The 16,858-nt window shown below is 65.0% G+C and carries 13 protein-coding genes; 9 read left to right on the forward strand and 4 right to left on the reverse strand.

Features of this window, described 5'->3' with window-relative positions:
• Positions 1 to 75: 75 nt before the first annotated feature.
• On the forward strand, positions 76 to 600 hold the full coding sequence (locus E4P29_RS07210; RefSeq protein WP_209205324.1) for an Lrp/AsnC family transcriptional regulator: 525 nt from the start codon (positions 76 to 78) through the stop codon (positions 598 to 600).
• Between the two features lie 6 nt (positions 601 to 606).
• Here E4P29_RS07210 and E4P29_RS07215 read toward each other — a convergent pair whose 3' ends face one another.
• Both E4P29_RS07215 and E4P29_RS07220 read right to left on the reverse strand, forming a co-directional pair.
• A complete protein-coding gene (locus E4P29_RS07215; protein WP_167735404.1) occupies positions 607 to 2,514 on the reverse strand; it encodes an Hsp70 family protein in 1,908 nt (635 codons plus the stop codon).
• 99 nt (positions 2,515 to 2,613) lie between these two features.
• Positions 2,614 to 3,990, reverse strand: a complete 1,377-nt coding sequence (locus tag E4P29_RS07220) for a hypothetical protein (RefSeq protein WP_135043189.1) — start codon at positions 3,988 to 3,990, stop codon at positions 2,614 to 2,616.
• 275 nt (positions 3,991 to 4,265) lie between these two features.
• On the opposite strand from E4P29_RS07220, the gene E4P29_RS07225 reads away from it, so the two are divergent.
• From E4P29_RS07225 to E4P29_RS07255, 7 genes are all read left to right on the forward strand, one after another.
• Positions 4,266 to 4,523: an acyl carrier protein gene (locus tag E4P29_RS07225; RefSeq protein ID WP_027495629.1), complete on the forward strand. Its 258-nt coding sequence runs from the start codon at positions 4,266 to 4,268 to the stop codon at positions 4,521 to 4,523.
• Between the two features lie 5 nt (positions 4,524 to 4,528).
• A complete protein-coding gene (locus E4P29_RS07230; RefSeq protein ID WP_135043191.1) occupies positions 4,529 to 5,686 on the forward strand; it encodes an acyl-CoA dehydrogenase family protein in 1,158 nt (385 codons plus the stop codon).
• Entirely contained in the window at positions 5,686 to 6,621 is a 936-nt protein-coding gene (locus E4P29_RS07235) for an amino acid--[acyl-carrier-protein] ligase (RefSeq protein ID WP_167735405.1), read from the forward strand. Before E4P29_RS07230 ends, E4P29_RS07235 begins: the two co-directional genes overlap by 1 nt.
• A gap of 46 nt (positions 6,622 to 6,667) precedes the next feature.
• Complete coding sequence (locus E4P29_RS07240; RefSeq protein ID WP_135043194.1) at positions 6,668 to 8,476, forward strand: alpha/beta fold hydrolase; 1,809 nt, start codon at positions 6,668 to 6,670, stop codon at positions 8,474 to 8,476.
• Entirely contained in the window at positions 8,473 to 10,047 is a 1,575-nt protein-coding gene (locus tag E4P29_RS07245; protein WP_209205325.1) for a lipopolysaccharide biosynthesis protein, read from the forward strand. The genes E4P29_RS07240 and E4P29_RS07245 overlap by 4 nt, the downstream gene beginning before the upstream one ends.
• 230 nt (positions 10,048 to 10,277) lie before the next feature.
• Positions 10,278 to 11,135, forward strand: a complete 858-nt coding sequence (locus tag E4P29_RS07250; RefSeq protein ID WP_135043196.1) for a glycosyltransferase family 2 protein — start codon at positions 10,278 to 10,280, stop codon at positions 11,133 to 11,135.
• Positions 11,132 to 12,094: a glycosyltransferase family 2 protein gene (locus E4P29_RS07255; RefSeq protein WP_135043198.1), complete on the forward strand. Its 963-nt coding sequence runs from the start codon at positions 11,132 to 11,134 to the stop codon at positions 12,092 to 12,094. Before E4P29_RS07250 ends, E4P29_RS07255 begins: the two co-directional genes overlap by 4 nt.
• Before the next feature lie 28 nt (positions 12,095 to 12,122).
• Here the strand turns inward: E4P29_RS07255 and E4P29_RS07260 are convergent, their stop codons facing one another.
• Together E4P29_RS07260 and E4P29_RS07265 are read right to left on the reverse strand one after the other, a co-directional pair.
• Positions 12,123 to 14,555 carry a glycoside hydrolase family 2 protein gene (locus tag E4P29_RS07260; protein ID WP_135043200.1) on the reverse strand — a complete coding sequence of 811 codons (2,433 nt, stop codon included), beginning with the start codon at positions 14,553 to 14,555 and terminating at the stop codon, positions 12,123 to 12,125.
• Positions 14,552 to 15,556 (reverse strand): DUF1839 family protein, encoded by a 1,005-nt coding sequence (locus E4P29_RS07265; protein WP_135043202.1) that lies wholly within the window; start codon positions 15,554 to 15,556, stop codon positions 14,552 to 14,554. Before E4P29_RS07265 ends, E4P29_RS07260 begins: the two co-directional genes overlap by 4 nt.
• A gap of 356 nt (positions 15,557 to 15,912) precedes the next feature.
• Here E4P29_RS07265 and E4P29_RS07270 point away from each other — a divergent pair, with 356 nt between their 5' ends.
• Positions 15,913 to 16,851: an endonuclease/exonuclease/phosphatase family protein gene (locus tag E4P29_RS07270; RefSeq protein ID WP_135043204.1), complete on the forward strand. Its 939-nt coding sequence runs from the start codon at positions 15,913 to 15,915 to the stop codon at positions 16,849 to 16,851.
• Positions 16,852 to 16,858: the final 7 nt, after the last annotated feature.

The raw sequence follows: 16,858 nt of genomic DNA on the forward strand, positions 1-16,858 counted from the left end.
CCGTGGGTACGCCAACTATGAATTATGTGCGGAATTGCTGCAATGGATGTGAACAAAATTCTGTATCATCCGGCTATGGGTGCAGATAATTCATTTCAGCCGGTCGATGAGGGGGCTCGATCGAATGATGTTCGGTCCGTCGCCCTGGACCGAATCGACCACATTCTGCTCGACGAACTGCGGCGAGACGCGCGCACACCGAACAATGCGCTGGCGGCCGCGGCAGGGATTGCGCCGTCCACGGCCCTGACCCGGGTTCGCGCGCTCGTCGAACGCGGCGTCATCCGCGGCTTCCACGCCGACATCGACCCCGAGGCCCTTGGGCAGGGAATTCAGGCCATGATCTCGGTTCGGCTGCAAGCGGATGCTCGACGGCGGATCAGCGAATTCGGTTCGAAGATCGCGTCCAGAAAGGAGACGCTGAACATCTACTTCATTGCCGGGGCCGACGACTTCCTGGTGCATGTGGCGACGGTCGACACCGCTACTCTGCGCGATTTCGTCGTCGAGAATCTCAGCGCCGACCCTGCCGTTGCAGCGACGGAGACCATCCTGATCTTCGAACACATCAGGCCGCGAAACACGAACGCGGACAAGTAAGCCCGATCAGGGGGCCGGCGGCACGATCGGGGGGAAGCCCGGCAACGTGAAGTCCGGGAAGCCCGGAATCAGCGGTGGCGGTTGCTGCGTCGTGACGGGCGGAACGGACTCGACCGGTGCCGGTGGCGGCTCGACCGTCGTGGTCTCGGTGGTCGTCACCGGCGGTTCCCACGTGGTTTCCGGCTCCTCGGTCGTCGGCTCCACAGTCGTGGTCGGTTCCGGCGCAGGCGGCGGCAACAGGACGGGAGCAGGCGGCGTCGTCGTCGGCACCGTGGTGACCACCGGAGTATCGGTCTGATCCCGACTGACCGAGGTGTCGACGACCTGCGGGGAGTTCTGGTGGGTGAACATGAAGCCGGACACGGCGACCACCGCTGCCGCGCAGAACGCGAGCACCCCACCGGTACGCAGCCTGCGCCGTGCGCGAGTGCGATCGTCTTCACCGTCGTCGTCGTCGTAATCGGCGTCGAGCCAGTAGATGTTCTTCAGCTGGAACGGAACGGGCTTACCGTCCTCGCCGATGTCGGCGGCGGTATCGGTATCGGTATCGGTATCGGTATCGGTATCGGTGGCAGCATGGGGGGTGGACGTCTGCGACACCGGCTGCGCTGCAGGCGCTTCCACTGCGACAGCAGAGACTTCACCCACGCTGTCCTCGGAAATGCCGTGCACCGCAGTCGGTTCCGACGAAGACTGAGCCTCCACGGCCATCGGCTCGGGGATATCGGCGGGCGCGTCGGCGAACTTCGAGGACTCGAAACCGGTTGCGGCAGAAGCAGATTCGGTAACCGAGGCGGCAGCGATCCACGGACGTGCCGGGACGGGACGAGTGGAACTCGGCGTGGCCACCGGCGGTGCGGCGTGCTGCGACTCCGAACGCGCAGGCATCATCGGCTCAGGTGCAGACGGCACTACCGGCACGGGCGGTGCCACCGGAGCCGGCGAGACGCCAGCAGCGCTGTCCGTGTGTCGACGTCTCGGCACAGGTGCCTGCGCGTCGCGCGCGGTCCGGTCCGGTGCGGTTCTGGTGCGCGAATTCGGACGAGCCGCCAGCGCTGCCCCACGTGCGGCCACCGTCTCGGGCTCGGTCGGCACGATCGAGGGCAGTTCGAGCAATGGGCCCACGCGCTGCTGGACGATGGGCATGCGTGCGCCACCACCGATCAACACGACCGCGTCGATGGGCACGTTGGCACCGATCATGACCTCGCGGGCGAACTCGATCGCCTCGTCGAGCAGGTCCGTGATCAGCAGTTCGAAGTTCTCCCGGGACAGCAGGATCATCCCGCTGGCGTCGGGCAGGCACACGGCGTCCTGAGTGGACAGACGTTCCTTGGCGATGCGGCAGCGCTTCTCGAACAACGCAATGTCGGGGTCGGTCGCCGACTTACCGAGGCGCTGGAGCTGATTGTTGCGTACGTACGCGTCGATCAGGTCACCGCTGTAGGAACCGGAACGCTGGGATGCAGTCACCGTGCGCGCGGTCAGGTCGACGACGCTGACGGTCAGTCCCGAACTACCGAGGTCGAACAGGGCAACAGAGCCGGCACCTCGCGCCTCACCGGTGACGGCGAGGTATTCCACGACGGCCTCGACCTCGGGGACCAGGTGGTAGTTCTGCAGGTGGGCACCGGCGAAGGCGGCGCGCAGCGCCTCGGCCTGACGCGGATCCCGGTAGGCGATGCCGGTGGAGAGTTCGGGTTCGACTTCGGCAGCGGCACCGATGGATTCGGCGGCCAGGTGCGGGAGGTCGCCGGTGGCGCTGTCGATGAGCTCGTTGCGGAAGAACAGTGGCCGCTCGGCGTCGGTGACCAGGGCGGACGAGGTGTCGCCGGAGGCTCCGAACTGGTCGGCTCTGGGCTGCGCCGTGCGCACGGCTCGGGTCCCCATGGACACCCCAAGCAGCACAGTCACGATCGTCGGCCTCATTTCGTTCGGCGGTTTCGGTGAACGCCCCATCGGGAGTCCACCCGCACACGGTACCGTCTCGCGGCGAGCTGCACTAAAGGGTGCCTACGGGCCTGCTCGTTCTGCCTCGGTGTCGATGAAGCCCGAGCCGATGTCGGACGCACCGCCGGGAGGCTGGTACATCTCACCGGTGTACGAGTATTGCTCGACGTAGAGCTGCTCGTACGTCAGTGCGGTCGGTCCCGCCGCAGCCGGTTGGTCGGGGGGAGGTGCGTCGGTGACCGGGGGCGCGATCTCGGCGAGAGTCGCCTCGAAACCTGGGTCGGTATTGATCACAGATCTGGGCGCATTGTCGAAATCGGCGAAGAGCGCGAACATCAGCGCGACCACCACTACTCCGACCGACACCGCCACTGCGCCGACCTTGAGTACTGCCTGCCGCGTCCACTGCCGGTCCGAAAGAGTCGACAGGTACGACATCGGAATCGCAGCGACCCCGCGGCGACCGGCACCATGGACTCGTTGTGCCGATGGGTCCTCCCGAGCGAGCTCCGGCTCCACTTCGGACGGCGACTCCGAGTCCACTACCGGCGTGGGTTCTACTATCGAAGAGGTCTCCACTACCGGCGAGGTCTCCACTACCGGCGAAGGTTCGACTACCGGATCAAAGACCTGTCGCGACCCGACTTCAGCCCTGATCAGCGCGCCCTCGGCAACCGGCGACACCGAGTCGTGGACGGTGAGGGGCACCGGCCAGGTGGCGCGAACCCGCCGTTGGACGAGGGGGCTGTTGGCCACTCCTCCCAACAGCACGACCGCGTCGGGAGTCTGGGGACCGACCCACTCGAGCATGTCGTCGATCAGTGGGGTGGCGACCGCCTCGAACTCGTCGCGTTCGAGGATCATCGGGCCGTTGTTGGGTGCGCGCACACCGGCCGACGTGGTCAGCAGCTCTCGCAGCTCTCGGAAGAACGTGCGATAGGACGCGACACCCTCGGGCCCTTCCGGTTCCGGCAGGATTCCCTTGGTCATCACCACGCTCTGCACCACGTCGTCGAGGCGTTCGCCGCCGAACGAGTCGGTTCGGTCGTACCACCCGACGGTTTCTTCGGCGGTGTTCATGACGAAGGCCGACGTTCCGTGCTTGCCGAGGTCGAGCACCAGCACGTTCGTCGCGTCGGCGAGGGTGTCGAGCGAACGCACGAACGCGAGCAGTGCGCAGTGCTCGTCCACCGTCTCGACGGGCACCGCGAGGCCTATCGAGGCCGTGAAATCCGTGTGGCGCAGGGTGCGAGCCTCGCGACCGGTGACGACGACGGAGTCGAAGGGGCCGCGCGCACCGATTCGATCGGACAGGTCGTGCAGTGCACGGCCCGGATCGGTGAGCTGGAGATCGACGGACTCGACGACGCGGCGGTCACCATCGGCGTAGGCGATGCGCAGGGCGTCCGATTCCACGGCCACGCCGCAGACTGGTCCCATCGAGTGTTGTCCTTCGATTGCTTCCGTATGAACAGACGATCGGTTCCTATCGTACGCACGCTCGCCGTGACCGAATCGAGCAAACGGGCCGAAAACCGACATGCGGGACGTAGGTCACGAAACTTGCACTCGGTCTGCGGTATCGGCATCAAACAATCTGAGATATTGTTTAACCGGGTCTGGGGAGACTGCGGGTCGAAATATTTTCGGTCGGCCCGTACGACTTGCGAGGCCGCCCGGTCTCGCACCCAAGCGATCGGTGGAGGTCCGTGACGATGGAAACGCTCAGTACGCAGTTCGACGCACGCATTCGGGACGTGCTGGACAAGCTCGGCAAGATGCCGGTTGCCGCGTCGGACATCGACTCCGCTTCCGATCTCTACGACAGTGGCTTGACCTCGCACGCGAGTGTCAATGTCATGATCGGCCTCGAGGACGAGTTCGACATCGAGTTCCCAGACTCGATGCTGCAGAAGTCCACCTTCGCGAGTATCGACGCGATCGCTGCAGCTGTCGCACAACTCGCGGGCTGACGTCCATGACGGTCACGTCCGACAGTCGCCCCGCGCAACTGCCCCTCACCGATGTCCTCAAGACACTCCGCACGTTCGCGGCCGAGGTCGACCGCGAGGGAAGGTTTCCCGCCGAGTCCGTCGACGCTCTGCGCTCGGCAAATCTGTTCGCCGCCGCAATACCGACGGCGCTCGGCGGCGGTGGCCTGTCCCTCACCGCGCTCGCCCGGGTCGCGCGCGACCTCGGTGCTGAATGCGCTTCGACGGCAATGATTTTCGTCATGCACCAGTCTCAAATTCTGAGCATTGTCAGGCACGGCGGCACCCCCACATCCGACGCATTGCTGCGCCGGATCGCAGCCGATCAACCGCTCGTCGCGTCGGCGACGACGGAGATCAACATCGGCGGCGACGTGCGTTCGAGCAGCTGCGCGGTCGAGTACGACGGAGACCGGATCCACCTGGCCAAGACCGCACCGGTGATCTCGTACGGCGAATACGCCGAGATCGTTCTCGCGACGGCGCGGCGCACGGTGGACAGCCCGCCGAGCGATCAGGTTCTGGTGGTGTGCCAGAAGCCCGACGTCACCCTCGAGCGCACCAGCAACTGGGACACTCTCGGGTTTCGTGGCACCTGCAGCCCGGGCTTCCAGCTCGACGCCGTTGCCGACCGGTCAAGCATCCTGCGCGACAACTACGGCGAGATATCGTCGCAGACAATGCTTCCGGTTGCCCATGTGTTGTGGGCCTCGGCCTGGCTCGGCATCGCCGATGCAGCCGTGTCCAAGTCGCGCAAGTTCGTCCGCAAAGCCGCGAGCAAGACCCCCGGCGTCACTCCTCCTTCCGCCCTGCGACTGGCCGAGTTGTTCGTGGCTCACGAGCAACTCGTCGATACGGTGTTCGGCGCAGCGGCAAAGTTCGAGGCCATCGCAGATTCTCCCGAGGAACTGGGTTCCATCGGTTTCGCCGTCAAGATCAACAACGTCAAGGTGACGGCGTCGACTCTCGTCATCGACATCGTCGGCAAGGCGATGCAGATCTGCGGCATCTCCGGGTACCGAGAAGACGGCGACTTCAGCATCGGACGGCACCTCCGCGACGCGCACGGCTCGGCGATCATGGTCAGCAACGAACGCATCCTCGCGCACAACTCTCAACTCGCGCTTCTCTACAAAGGCAAATGATGACCCAGACACAGGACAAGACCTCCGAACTGGACTCGGCGCGCAGCGAATTCAGGCACGAGCTCGTCGATGCCGGCTTGCTGATTCCGTCGTCGGTACCCGGTCTGTACGGCCGGTCGGGTGAGTTCGAGGACATCATCGAATCGATCGACCGTCGCGTCGTGGCTGCGAGCGCGTCGGAGCACGGATCGAGTGTGCCCAGGTTCCGCTTCCCACCGGTCTTCCCACGGGAAGCATTCGAGAAGACCGACTACATCGCGTCGTTCCCCAATCTCACCGGTGCCATCAACACGTTCGACGGCGACAACAAGGCCCATGCCGCACTGCTCGCCGATCGCTCCGAGGGCAAGGACTGGGATCACCACCTCGAGTCGGCCGGGACGATGCTGGTGTCCGCGGCATGTCACCCGTCGTATTCGATGTTGCCGTCCGTACTCCCCGCCGGTGGCACGACGTACGACATCTACGGGTACTGCTTTCGGCACGAGCCCGCCGTCGACCCGGCTCGCATGCAGGCCTTCCGGATGCACGAGATCGTGCGAGTCGGAACTCCGGACGACGCCGTCGCCCACCGGGAGAGGTGGGTGCAGCGCGGCCTGGAGGTACTGGCCGATCTGGGTCTCGAGGCAGAAGCGGTGATCGCCAACGATCCGTTCTTCGGTCGGGCAGGTCGCATGCTCGCGGCCAATCAACGCAACGAGAACCTCAAGACCGAGTTGGTCGTGCGGCTGTACGGAGACCTGGACGACGGCACGGCCGTGGTCTCGTGCAACTGCCATCGCGATCACTTCGGCCACACCTTCGACATCAGCACCGCCGACGGCGAACCTGCGCACAGTGCGTGTGTCGGCTTCGGCATGGAGCGTATTGCGCTGGCGCTGTTGCGGACCCACGGTATCGACCGAGACAAGTGGCCGAGGTCGCTTCGTTCGTGACGTCGGTAGCCGACGTCGATATCCCTACCAGCGATCGGAGCGCGCTGTGAACACCACGAATACGGCGACATCCGAGTCCGCCGACCACCGTACCGACGAGCTGGAACAGCTACTGACCACCGAGGCAGGCGTACCGGGCAGACAGTCGACCTGGTTCGGGTCGGCAACATCGCCGCTGCTCGGTGCCGTGCACGTTCCCGAGGGATCGGTTGCCCGCGGTGCCGTCGTACTGGCACCGCCGCTCGGCAAGGAGCAGGTCGACTCGTACCGCGGTCTGGTCCTCCTGGCGCAGCGCCTGTGCGCGCGAGGCCTGCTCGTACTGCGCTTCGACTATCCGGGAACGGGCGACTCGTCCGGCGCTCAGGACGACGATGGCATCGTCGAGCAGTGGCAGCGCAGTGTGGTCACAGCGGTCGATTTCGTTCGGCAGTGCGGTGTTCGCGATGTTGCGGTCGTGGGTCTGCGGGCCGGCTCGCTGCTCGCGGCATCCGTGGCGGATCGGTGCGGTCCTCTGACGGGCATGGTGTTCTGGGATCCGGTCGTCAGTGGCCGCTCGTATCTTCGGGAACAGCGCGCCCTGTATTCGATGACCGTGGCGCGAGACGACGAGTCGGACCCGCGAGTGTCCATCGTCGGCGCGGTCCTGCATGCCGGTGTGGCCGCCGAATTCTCGACCCTGGATTCGTCGAAACTGGAACGGCTCGACTGCCCGGTACTGGTTGCCACCCGCAGCGAACGTGGCGACGCCGCACCTGTGCGCAGACTCGTGTCCGCGCAGCAGGCGGACGAGCACACGCTGCGCAATCACGACGCATTCCTCGAGCCACCCGCCTGGGACGTGGTCATTCCGCGTCCGGACATCGACGTGATCGCGCGCTGGGTACAGGCCACGTTCGCATCGACGACCACGCCGGTCACCGTTCCGATTCGACGTTCCGCCGTGGTCTCGACTCCCCGGGGCGACGTCGTCGAAACCATCGAGCGGCTCGGTGACGACGAGCTGTTCTCCATCCGCACCACCGCGGTGGCCACGACGACCGGCGGTCCTGCCGTGGTCATGTACGGCACCGCGTACGAGCACCGGGTCGGACCGGTACGGCTGTGGGTCGAGTTGGCCCGCACCCTCGCGACGGCGGGCATCACCTCGGTCCGTTTCGACCGTCGCGGTACGGGAGAAAGTGGAGACGTCGGTGCCGACGACGCACCCACGCTCTACAGCGAACTCGGCGACGACGACGCACTGTGCGCCGTCCGGTCCGTGGGAACAGCGCCGAACAAGATCGTCGCCGCAGGTTTGTGCTCGGGTGCGTGGTACGCCGGTTTCGCCGCCCACCGCGAGGGCCTGAATTCGGCGATCCTGATCAATATGCGCGAATGGACAACGCGGCGTGTCGATTTCACCAAGAGATCCACTATTGCCCAGAAGCAGGGATTGACCGCGATCGCACTCGACCGCGCACACACGGCCGCGGTTCGCTTCAAGAACTGGTCGCAACCCCGGATGCCGTACCGACTGTGGCTCGAGCTCGGCCGTCGTGGCTGGATCCAGGTTCCCGAAATCTCGTTGGGCGAACTGCAGCGCCAGGGAGTCGACGCGTCCGTGCTGCTCGTGCCGGACGACAAGCAGTGGTTCCTCGACAACCGTGGCCCCGAGAGCCTGCATCGCTTGCGCCGCCGGGCCGAGACCACGCATTCACCCGTGGTGAAGGCGTTCGCGGACGGTGATCACACCTTGTTCGGACGAGATGTTCGCGACACGGTCAGGGCCGAGATGCTGCAGACGATCGGTACTGCACTGGGAGTCGACATCGAACCGCAGGACCCACCTGTGAAGGTGAACTGGACTCCGTTGTGAAACATCGCGCTCGCCGGGTACCCCCGCCCGATCACGGCCGACTCGACAAGATCACCTACTACCCCGTCGAGCAGGTCCGATGGGACATGGGCTTCAACAGCCGCACCGTGCCTTTTCACGCGGTGCCACCAGAGTTCGCGGCCGTGCCCGCGCGAACCTCCGGACAGCTGCCTGCAGCCGACTCGATCTCCGACGGGGACCCGATGTTCACCGCGGCCGAGGCGTCGGGCACGGCCGTTGCCGGCTCCAAGCCTGCCGGCCGCAATCTCGCACTGAACTCGTTCGCAATGATGTTCTCCACCATTGCCACCGGCGGGCTCGGTCTGGCCTTCTGGGCCGTGGCGGGCCGGTTGTTCCCCGTCGAAGAGGTCGGCAGTGCATCGGCGGTGATCGCGTCGGCGGTGATGATCGCGACGCTGTCCAATCTGAGTCTCGGCTCGATGTACGAGCGGTTCTTGCCCACCGCGGGCGTGCGGGCCAAGTCCTACGTCCTTCGCGGCTACGCTGCCGTGCTGTCGCTGGCGCTGATCCTGGGATGCGCGTTCTTGGTCGTGGCACCGGTGGACGAGTTGTTCACCACCACGACCGAGATCGCGACGTTCCCGATCTTCGTCGGCGTACTGGCCGTGTTCGCGCTGCAGGATCAGACGTCGTCCGGGCTGGGCTTCGCCCGTTGGGCGGCGGCCAAGAATGTTTTCCACGCGGTCGTGAAGTTGGCGGTCCTGGCCGTCACGTACGAAACCGGCCGTAGTTTCACCATCATCGCGGCGTGGGCGGTACCAGCAGCCGTCGCGGCGATCGTGCTGTTCCGCGCGTTCGGAAAGAAGCTCGGCACCGATCCGCGGTACCAGCTCGCACCGAACCTGCCACCGCGTAAAGAGCTGTGGTCCTATTTCGGATCGGCGTACGGCATCACTGCCTTGGGAACGTTGGCACCGTTGATGATCCCGATCATCGTGGTGAGCACGCTGGGTGCCGAGCAGAATGCCTACTTCTCACTGACCTGGTCCATCGTCAGCGCCATGTACGTGTTGATCGGGGTACTGGTCGGCCCCTTCGTCGCGGAGGCGGCCGCACATCCCGAGCAGTTCTCCAAGCTGGCCAAACGCTTCATCGGCCTGTTGTGCGTCGTCGCAGCGGGCGGGTCGTTCTTTCTCGCAGTCGTCGCACCGTTCGGTCTGGGCATCGTCGGCCCCGACTATCGGGAAAACGGGACCATCATCGTCCACCTCGCCGCCGTGACCATCCCGCTGTCCGTCATCGGGGCCCTGTACGACGGTCTTGCCAGAGTCCGGCGTCGAATGCGGCTCGCGGTGCTCGTCCAGATCGCGGCCACCATCATCATCGTCACCGGGTCGTTGACGTTGTCCCCGAGCTTGGGCATCGCCGGGATCGGCTGGTCCTATCTGGCGGCCGAGGCCTTCGGTGCGGTGGTTCTGTTGGTGCCCCTCGTCAGGTGGATCAGGGACCTGTCTGCCGGTGACGGTACCGAGCACAGCACGCCGATTTCCGACCCACGCAACGAGTCGGTCGCACCTGCGTCGGGTCGTGAGCACCGCGTACGAGCGTAAGCGACATCACTCTGATTAGCTGGCACCGCAAACATTCTTCGAGTACGTTTATGTGCAGCTTGACAATCTCATGGCTTCTTTTAAGCTTCTAGTCAGGAAAAGACAGTGGGTTGGACGGGTAGATCAATCCCATCGAAACCTACGTGCGAACTCGGCGGGGGTCGTGTCGCATCGGTCAGACAGCTGCAGTAGCTCGATCAGCTAGTGCCCACCGAACTCGAACATCTGGAATGGATATGTTGAATCGTCAGAATCCCCGCGTCAGTGTCGTCATCCCGACTCTCAACGAGGCTGCGAACCTTCGCCACGTACTCCCCCTGTTGTCTCACGACTACGAACTCGTGCTGGTCGACGGTGGGTCCACCGACGGAACCATCGACGCCGCACGTGAGATTCGCAGCGACATCCGGATCATCCAGCAGACCCGCAAGGGCAAGGGCAACGCGCTCGCCTGCGGCTTCGAAGCTGCCACCGGCGACATCATCGTCATGTTCGACGCGGACGGCTCTGCCGACGCTGCCGAGATTCCCCGGTTCGTCGACACCCTGATCGCCGGTGCCGACTTCGCCAAGGGCAGCCGGTTCTGCGAGGGCGGCGGCAGCCACGACATCACGCCGCTGCGACGCGCCGGCAACGGCGGTCTGCACCTGGTGGCCAACACGCTGTTCGGCACCCGCTTCTCGGATCTCTGCTACGGCTACAACGCTTTCTGGCGCGACCTGGTGCCGGTCCTGGATCTGCCCGTGGTCGATCAGCCGGGTAGCGAGGGAATGATGCTGTGGGGTGATGGATTCGAGATCGAGACCATCATCAACTGCCGCTTCGCCGAGGCGGCCGTACGGATCGAAGAAGTGCCCAGTGTCGAGCTGGCTCGCATCTACGGCCAGAGCAACCTGCGCACCTTCTCCGATGGCTTCCGGGTGCTGCGCACTCTGATGACCGAGCGCATGCGCGCCCGCAGAATCTCCCGCAAGCACATCGCTCGCCCGTCGCGTGAGTCGATCGACGCCCGCACCGACATGGACCTGGAGTTCGAGGTCATGGAGTCGTTCGGCGAGGTCATCGAGCTCCGCGAGAGAACGGCGTGAGTCTGCCGACTTCCTCGGTCGTCATCTGTGCGTACACGCTGGCTCGATGGTCCGAACTGTGCACTGCCGTCCGTGCCGTTCTCGATCAGAGCGCCGCTGCCGACGAGTTGATTCTCGTCATCGACCACAACGAGCAGCTTGCCGAGCGCGCGCGGGCCGAATTCGTGCCGCTGAGCGACACTGTGAACGTGGTCGAGAACAGCCACCCACGCGGACTGTCGGGGGCACGGAACACCTCCCTCGACCTCGCCACGGGTGACATCGTCGTCTTCTTGGACGACGACGCGTCCCCACGCACGACAGAATGGCTCGGTGCCCTTCTGTCCCATTACTCGGACGATGCCGTGTACGCCGTTGGGGGCTCTGCATACCCGGTATGGCCGGACAAGCGTCCGGCCTTCTTACCGGCCGAGGTAGTGGGTGAACCCGGCGAACTCGATTGGGTCGTCGGGTGCACCTACCGCGGGCAGCCGACGGAAACCGCTCAGGTCCGTAATCTCATGGGCGCGAACATGTCGTTCCGCCGCGCGCCGGTCGTCGAACTCGGTGGCTTCGTCTCCGGAATCGGCCGGATCGGCCGCGTTCCGCTCGGGTGCGAGGAGACGGAACTGTGTATTCGACTGCGCCAGACGCATCCCGATGCGCAGATCGTGTTCGATCCCTCGATCGTCGTCGACCACACCGTCAGTGCCGATCGGACGCGACCCCGCTACCTCATCACTCGCAGCTACGCCGAGGGCGTCTCCAAGGCCGCGATCGCCCGCTTGATCGGAGCGGGCGACGCACTGTCCTCCGAACGGGCCTACACCGCCAAGGTGCTGCCTCGTGCCGTCGGCCGTGAGACGAGTGCGGCTGCTCGGGGCAACCCGGCGCGGGTGTGGGGCGCGATGGCTGTGGTCGCCAGCGTCGGGGCCGCGGGAGTCGGTTATGCCCGAGGCAAATTCAGCGTGAGCCGCTAGCGGCACGTGCACGGAACTTCGTAGCCCACTACGAAGTTCCACTCACGACCCTCGGTGCCACCGACGCCCGTTCGACGGAATTCAAGGCCCGGACGTGTCCCCTCGGCTTCCCTGTGCCTCGGTTGACGAGTGTGATGGTGCGCTGTTCGTTCGGCGCGAGATGGAACCACGAATCGGACGCGTCGAAGCCGTCGACATCGACGCAGACGTACTGCGCGGCCCACTCCGAGGACACCGTGAGCTCCCACGTCCCGGCTCCGGCATCGACGGCACTCGCGTTCAGGCCCACCGTGTTCTGTCGACTCTGCTCACCGACGAGTGCAGTGTTCCTGGCCACCTCGACTCCGTCGTCGGTCTCGAACACGACCGTGATCGCCGAGTACGTCCGACTGCCGAATCGGTAGGCGTGGTTGGCATCGGTGAACGATCCCACGATGGAGTCCACCGTCAATTCGGTCGAGCCGTTCGAGTCGACCGATACCGACCGCTCGAACTGCTGCACGCCGCGTGCGGTGTGCAGTTTGACGCGCAGTGTGCCCGATCGGGCCGGCCCGTCGTTGACGAGCTCCATCGAATAGCCGTCGAGACCGTTGTCGCACAACAGTATTGCGGTCGGCGAGCTGGCCCTCGCGAGCGCGTAGAACGGTGCCTTCGGTGCGCCGGTGGAGTCGGTGATACCCCACCCGGCACCGGGCACGGTGTCTCGTAGCGTCAGCACGAGCGCGCCCGCACACCCGGAGGACGCCCGCCGCCACCGACCGATTGCTTCCTCGAAAGCCTCGACGATCGCCGCCCTGCCGTAATCCAGGTAGAGCTCGGCGTCGTCCCTCCGCACAAGGTGCGGGTCGATACCGAAGACAGTGCGCACGTAGTGATCGCGGACGTCCTCGAAATCCCAGGACGACCCGCGATCACGCGGCACCGCGGACTTCCACTCTGGGTGATGCCCGGCCACCGCGGCGGATCCGAAGAACCTGTCGACCTGCGCACGTTCGGGAGGAACGGAGAAGGCCAGGCATTCCGCAGCGAACCTCACACCCGCGGTACGAATGTCGGACAGCGGGCGCAGGTAGCCGCCCACCCCGAAGTAATGGGCAATACCGTCGCCCACGTGGGTGTGCAACTCACCGGCCGAACTGGACGGAGACGACGTCACGTATGCGACGTCCGGCAGACGCTCGAGGAGGAAATCAGGAACGATGGTGTCCAGCATGTCCATTCGCTGATCCTCGGCCGCGAGACCCAGCATCGTCGGTTGCTGCTGCGTTTCGCTCCCGCCGCTGACGACCATCAGGGCCGGGTTGGCGCAGACGGTGTCCGCGAACGCATGGAGCTCTCGGGTGACAGACGCGATGTACACCTCGTCGGTGGGCGGATCGACGGTTCCCAGCATGACGTCCTGCCACACCATGATGCCGAGTTCCGCACACAGAGACCAGAACTCGGCTTGCTCGTACACCATCGTGCCGACCACACGCACCATGTTCACGCCCGCCGACTGCAGCTGCACCAACGCTACGCGCAGATCCTGCTCCGACGACCACAGTCGCACCGGATCGAGTGGAGTCCACGTACCACCCCGACAGAAGATCCGGCTACCGTTGACCACCAGTTGCGCGCCGCCTCCGGAACGATCGAGTACGACGGTCCGAAACCCGATGTCGCCCAACGGGTATTCCACCCCGTTCACCTCCAGCGCCACACGGTAAGTTCTGGGCTGTCCGTGAGTGTGCGGCCACCACAGTTCGACGTCCGGCAGCGTCAGAGTCGCATCGATACGATCGACCACTCCGAGCTCGAATACGCTGCCCCCGATCAGGATTCGCGTCGACGACGGGGAATCCAGCTCGGCATGCACCGTGACGATACCGTCGGTGCCGCGCACCGTCGTCGACAGACCGACGCCTCGAGGGCTCGACACCGCCACCATCGACAGCGCCGTCATCGACACCGGCCGCCACGGACCCACCGGAACAGGCACGGGCCCGTACACCGGTGCACGGCCGAGCATCGTCGTGCGCTCGTGCCGCAGACCCTGTGCAGCGATCATCGAGGATCGCCACCTACCACGTGGCCGCCGGGTCTTCAGATGTGCGGCAAGAGATTCGACGTGGACGGCAATGGTGACGGTCTGTCCACAGTCGGTCAGCCCGAGAGTCTCCGGTACGAACATCGACGTGACGGTTCGCCGATGAACACCGTCCACCCAGATCTGCGCCCGAGTCGCGATTCCGCCGAAGGTCAGCCGAACCTCGGAGTGATCGCCGGTCGGCACGGTGGTCACGTACCACCAGTCGTGTTCGTCCGGATCACAATTCGTGTCACCGAGTGCGCTCGCCACTGTGCCGGGCACCACGGCGTCGAGCCACTCGAGGTCGCCGGGCAGATCGGCGGGGTCGAGAACGGATCCGGCGTCGGTTCGAGCGAGCCGCCACGGCATGCCGTCGAGCAGATCGATCACGCGCTCAATGCACCCACGACGATATCCATCGCTGCCGCCCAGTTCTTGCTCATGTCGTTCAGCGGTTCGTCGAGCACCACGGCGCGACCACGCGCTGCGCGCGCCATCCGGAACTGCACGGCCTTCGCGCCGGACGCAGCGTCGAGGAAATGCTGCGCCGCGTCGCCGGCTCCACGTACCCCGCGGTTCTCGAGGTACTGCACGTAGTTGGCGGCAAGTTCTGCGGTGGCACCGAATTGCCGCAGCAATCCGAACGACCAGAGATGAAAGGCGTCTGGCCCGGACGTCTGAACGAGCGGGATGTCGGCCACGATGCGCCGAGCGAGGGCATCGACGGGATTGCCCGGCGCCCTCCTGGCCAGATGCGCCCGCGCGACGTCGAGGTCCCGGTCACCGACTCCCGCGTCGAGCACGGCCGCGTCGACTCGAACCTGTTCGACGTACGGCAGCAGCACCTCGGCGTGAGGCTCGGGCGCGAGATTGAACACTCCGTCGAAGTCCGCTCCGGTCAGCTCGAAGTAACCCCGGTTGTGGAAGTAGCCCATCACCTTCTCGTCACGGTTGACGAGATTCGGCACGATGGTGGTCTTGGTGTGCTGATTTCGATAGCTGGTGCCTGCGGTGTCGGGAAGCCAGAAGCCGTCGACCTCCACCGTGACGAGTGTGCCGTCCAGCAGCCCTTCGACGACGTGCTCGAGAACGGGTCGCCATACGTTCATCTCGGCCACGCCGATGCCGTAGAGCGCACGCAGATCCTCGGGCAGGATCTTCACGAAATCCCACTGCCGTCCGTCACATCCGGCGCTGAGCACGAATGCGAGCGCCGGAGTGGGATCGGCACCGAGCGAGTGCAGTACCTCGATCCACAGATCGACGTAGCAGTTGGTCTCGGTCCAGATGCGGTCGTGGTTGTGAATGGGATGCGGTCGGTAACTGATGGGGTCGAGTTCGAGAACCCGAAGGCCGGTACCGAGCCTCTCCAGCACTGCATCGTTCGACATGACGCCTCTCCTACCGGAACAATGTCGGACGGTCCCCGAGCCGCATTTGTCCATATTGCCTGCATCCAGGCTACTCATGGTAGCGAATCGGTCTGTTCTACGCTCCCGATCCGGCGGTAGGATTGTTTTGAGTGCGTCCGTTACTTCCCGAACCACCGTTTGAGCGTCGGTGCGACAGGAAGCCGAAAACGCGGGCAATCGCACAACGAACAGTTGGTTCCGCGGCGGTAATGCTGATGCGCAGCCTGTTCGTGTCGACACTTGCATATCCGCTCTGAGCTGGGCACATGCCGAGTGTAGACAACACCTGCAACATCCATGCCCATCTCGGGCGGACACGAGGAGGCACGGGCGCGATGCGCCGTTTTTTTCGCAGCGCAGCGCTGGTCGTGGGGTGGTGTCTTGTCGCCGTAGCTCTCGGACTGTTCGTCGTTCGTCAGGTCGGTGTCACCGAGATCACTTTCGTCGCTTTGGTGGTCGGTTCTCCGTACCTCGGAGTCGCCACGGTCGCGGCGCTCCTGCTCTTCGCCGCCGCTAGCTCACGTATCGGGTCGGCGGTCGCTGCCGTCGTCACCATCGCTGTCGTGGGCGTCCAGGTGCCGATGTTCCTGGCCGACGGGCCGAACAACTCCGGCCCGGATCTGTCCGTACTCACGGTCAATGTGGCGCACGGTGACGCCGATGCCAGAGCTATCGTCGACGCAGTCCGTGACCACGACGTCGACGTGCTCGCTGTGCAGGAACTCACGCCCGAGGAAGTGATCGACCTGCAGGGTGCCGGTTTGGACAACCTGCTGCCGTTCTCCTTCACCGCCGCACTGCCCGTGGCCGACGGCACCGGATTGTGGAGCCGGACACCCTTGACCGACGGAACGAAGCTGAAGGACTTCGGCTTCGTGCCGGTGCAGGCGAACACCGTCGTCGACGGCAGGCCGTTGACCCTCGTCTCGTTCCATTCGATGTCCCCCGCGACGCCGCGCCACACCACCCAGTGGGACGCGGACCTGGCGAGGATGCGGGCCATCATGGACACCTATGACAACACGGCGATCGTCGCCGGCGACTTCAATGCGACCGACGATCACCGGCAATTCCGCAGCCTGGCATCGGCTCCGTTCTCCGATGCGGCCGACGCTGCGGGGGCAGGGCTGTTTCGCACCTTTCCCTCCGAACGCCCCTTGGCACGGTTGGACCATGTGGTGACCAGCGAGAACATCCGTGCACAATCGGTGCAGCCGTTACCGATCCCCGACAGCGATCATCTGGCGGTACTCGCCGCGCTGCAGTTGCCGTGAACGAACG

The organism is Rhodococcus sp. 1R11 (assembly GCF_004563845.1).
In the GTDB taxonomy this organism is placed as follows: Bacteria; Actinomycetota; Actinomycetes; order Mycobacteriales; family Mycobacteriaceae; genus Rhodococcoides.

Bases quoted from the DNA above. Each gene is read 5' to 3' on its own strand.
- E4P29_RS07230 (WP_135043191.1), top strand. From the start codon at position 4,529: ATGACGGTCACGTCCGACAGTCGCCCCGCGCAACTGCCCCTCACCGAT.
- E4P29_RS07250 (WP_135043196.1), top strand. From the start codon at position 10,278: ATGGATATGTTGAATCGTCAGAATCCCCGCGTCAGTGTCGTCATCCCG.
- E4P29_RS07235 (WP_167735405.1), top strand. From the start codon at position 5,686: ATGACCCAGACACAGGACAAGACCTCCGAACTGGACTCGGCGCGCAGC.
- E4P29_RS07220 (WP_135043189.1), bottom strand. From the start codon at position 3,990: ATGGGACCAGTCTGCGGCGTGGCCGTGGAATCGGACGCCCTGCGCATC.
- E4P29_RS07210 (WP_209205324.1), top strand. From the start codon at position 76: ATGGGTGCAGATAATTCATTTCAGCCGGTCGATGAGGGGGCTCGATCG.
- E4P29_RS07225 (WP_027495629.1), top strand. From the start codon at position 4,266: ATGGAAACGCTCAGTACGCAGTTCGACGCACGCATTCGGGACGTGCTG.
- E4P29_RS07265 (WP_135043202.1), bottom strand. From the start codon at position 15,556: ATGTCGAACGATGCAGTGCTGGAGAGGCTCGGTACCGGCCTTCGGGTT.
- E4P29_RS07270 (WP_135043204.1), top strand. From the start codon at position 15,913: ATGCGCCGTTTTTTTCGCAGCGCAGCGCTGGTCGTGGGGTGGTGTCTT.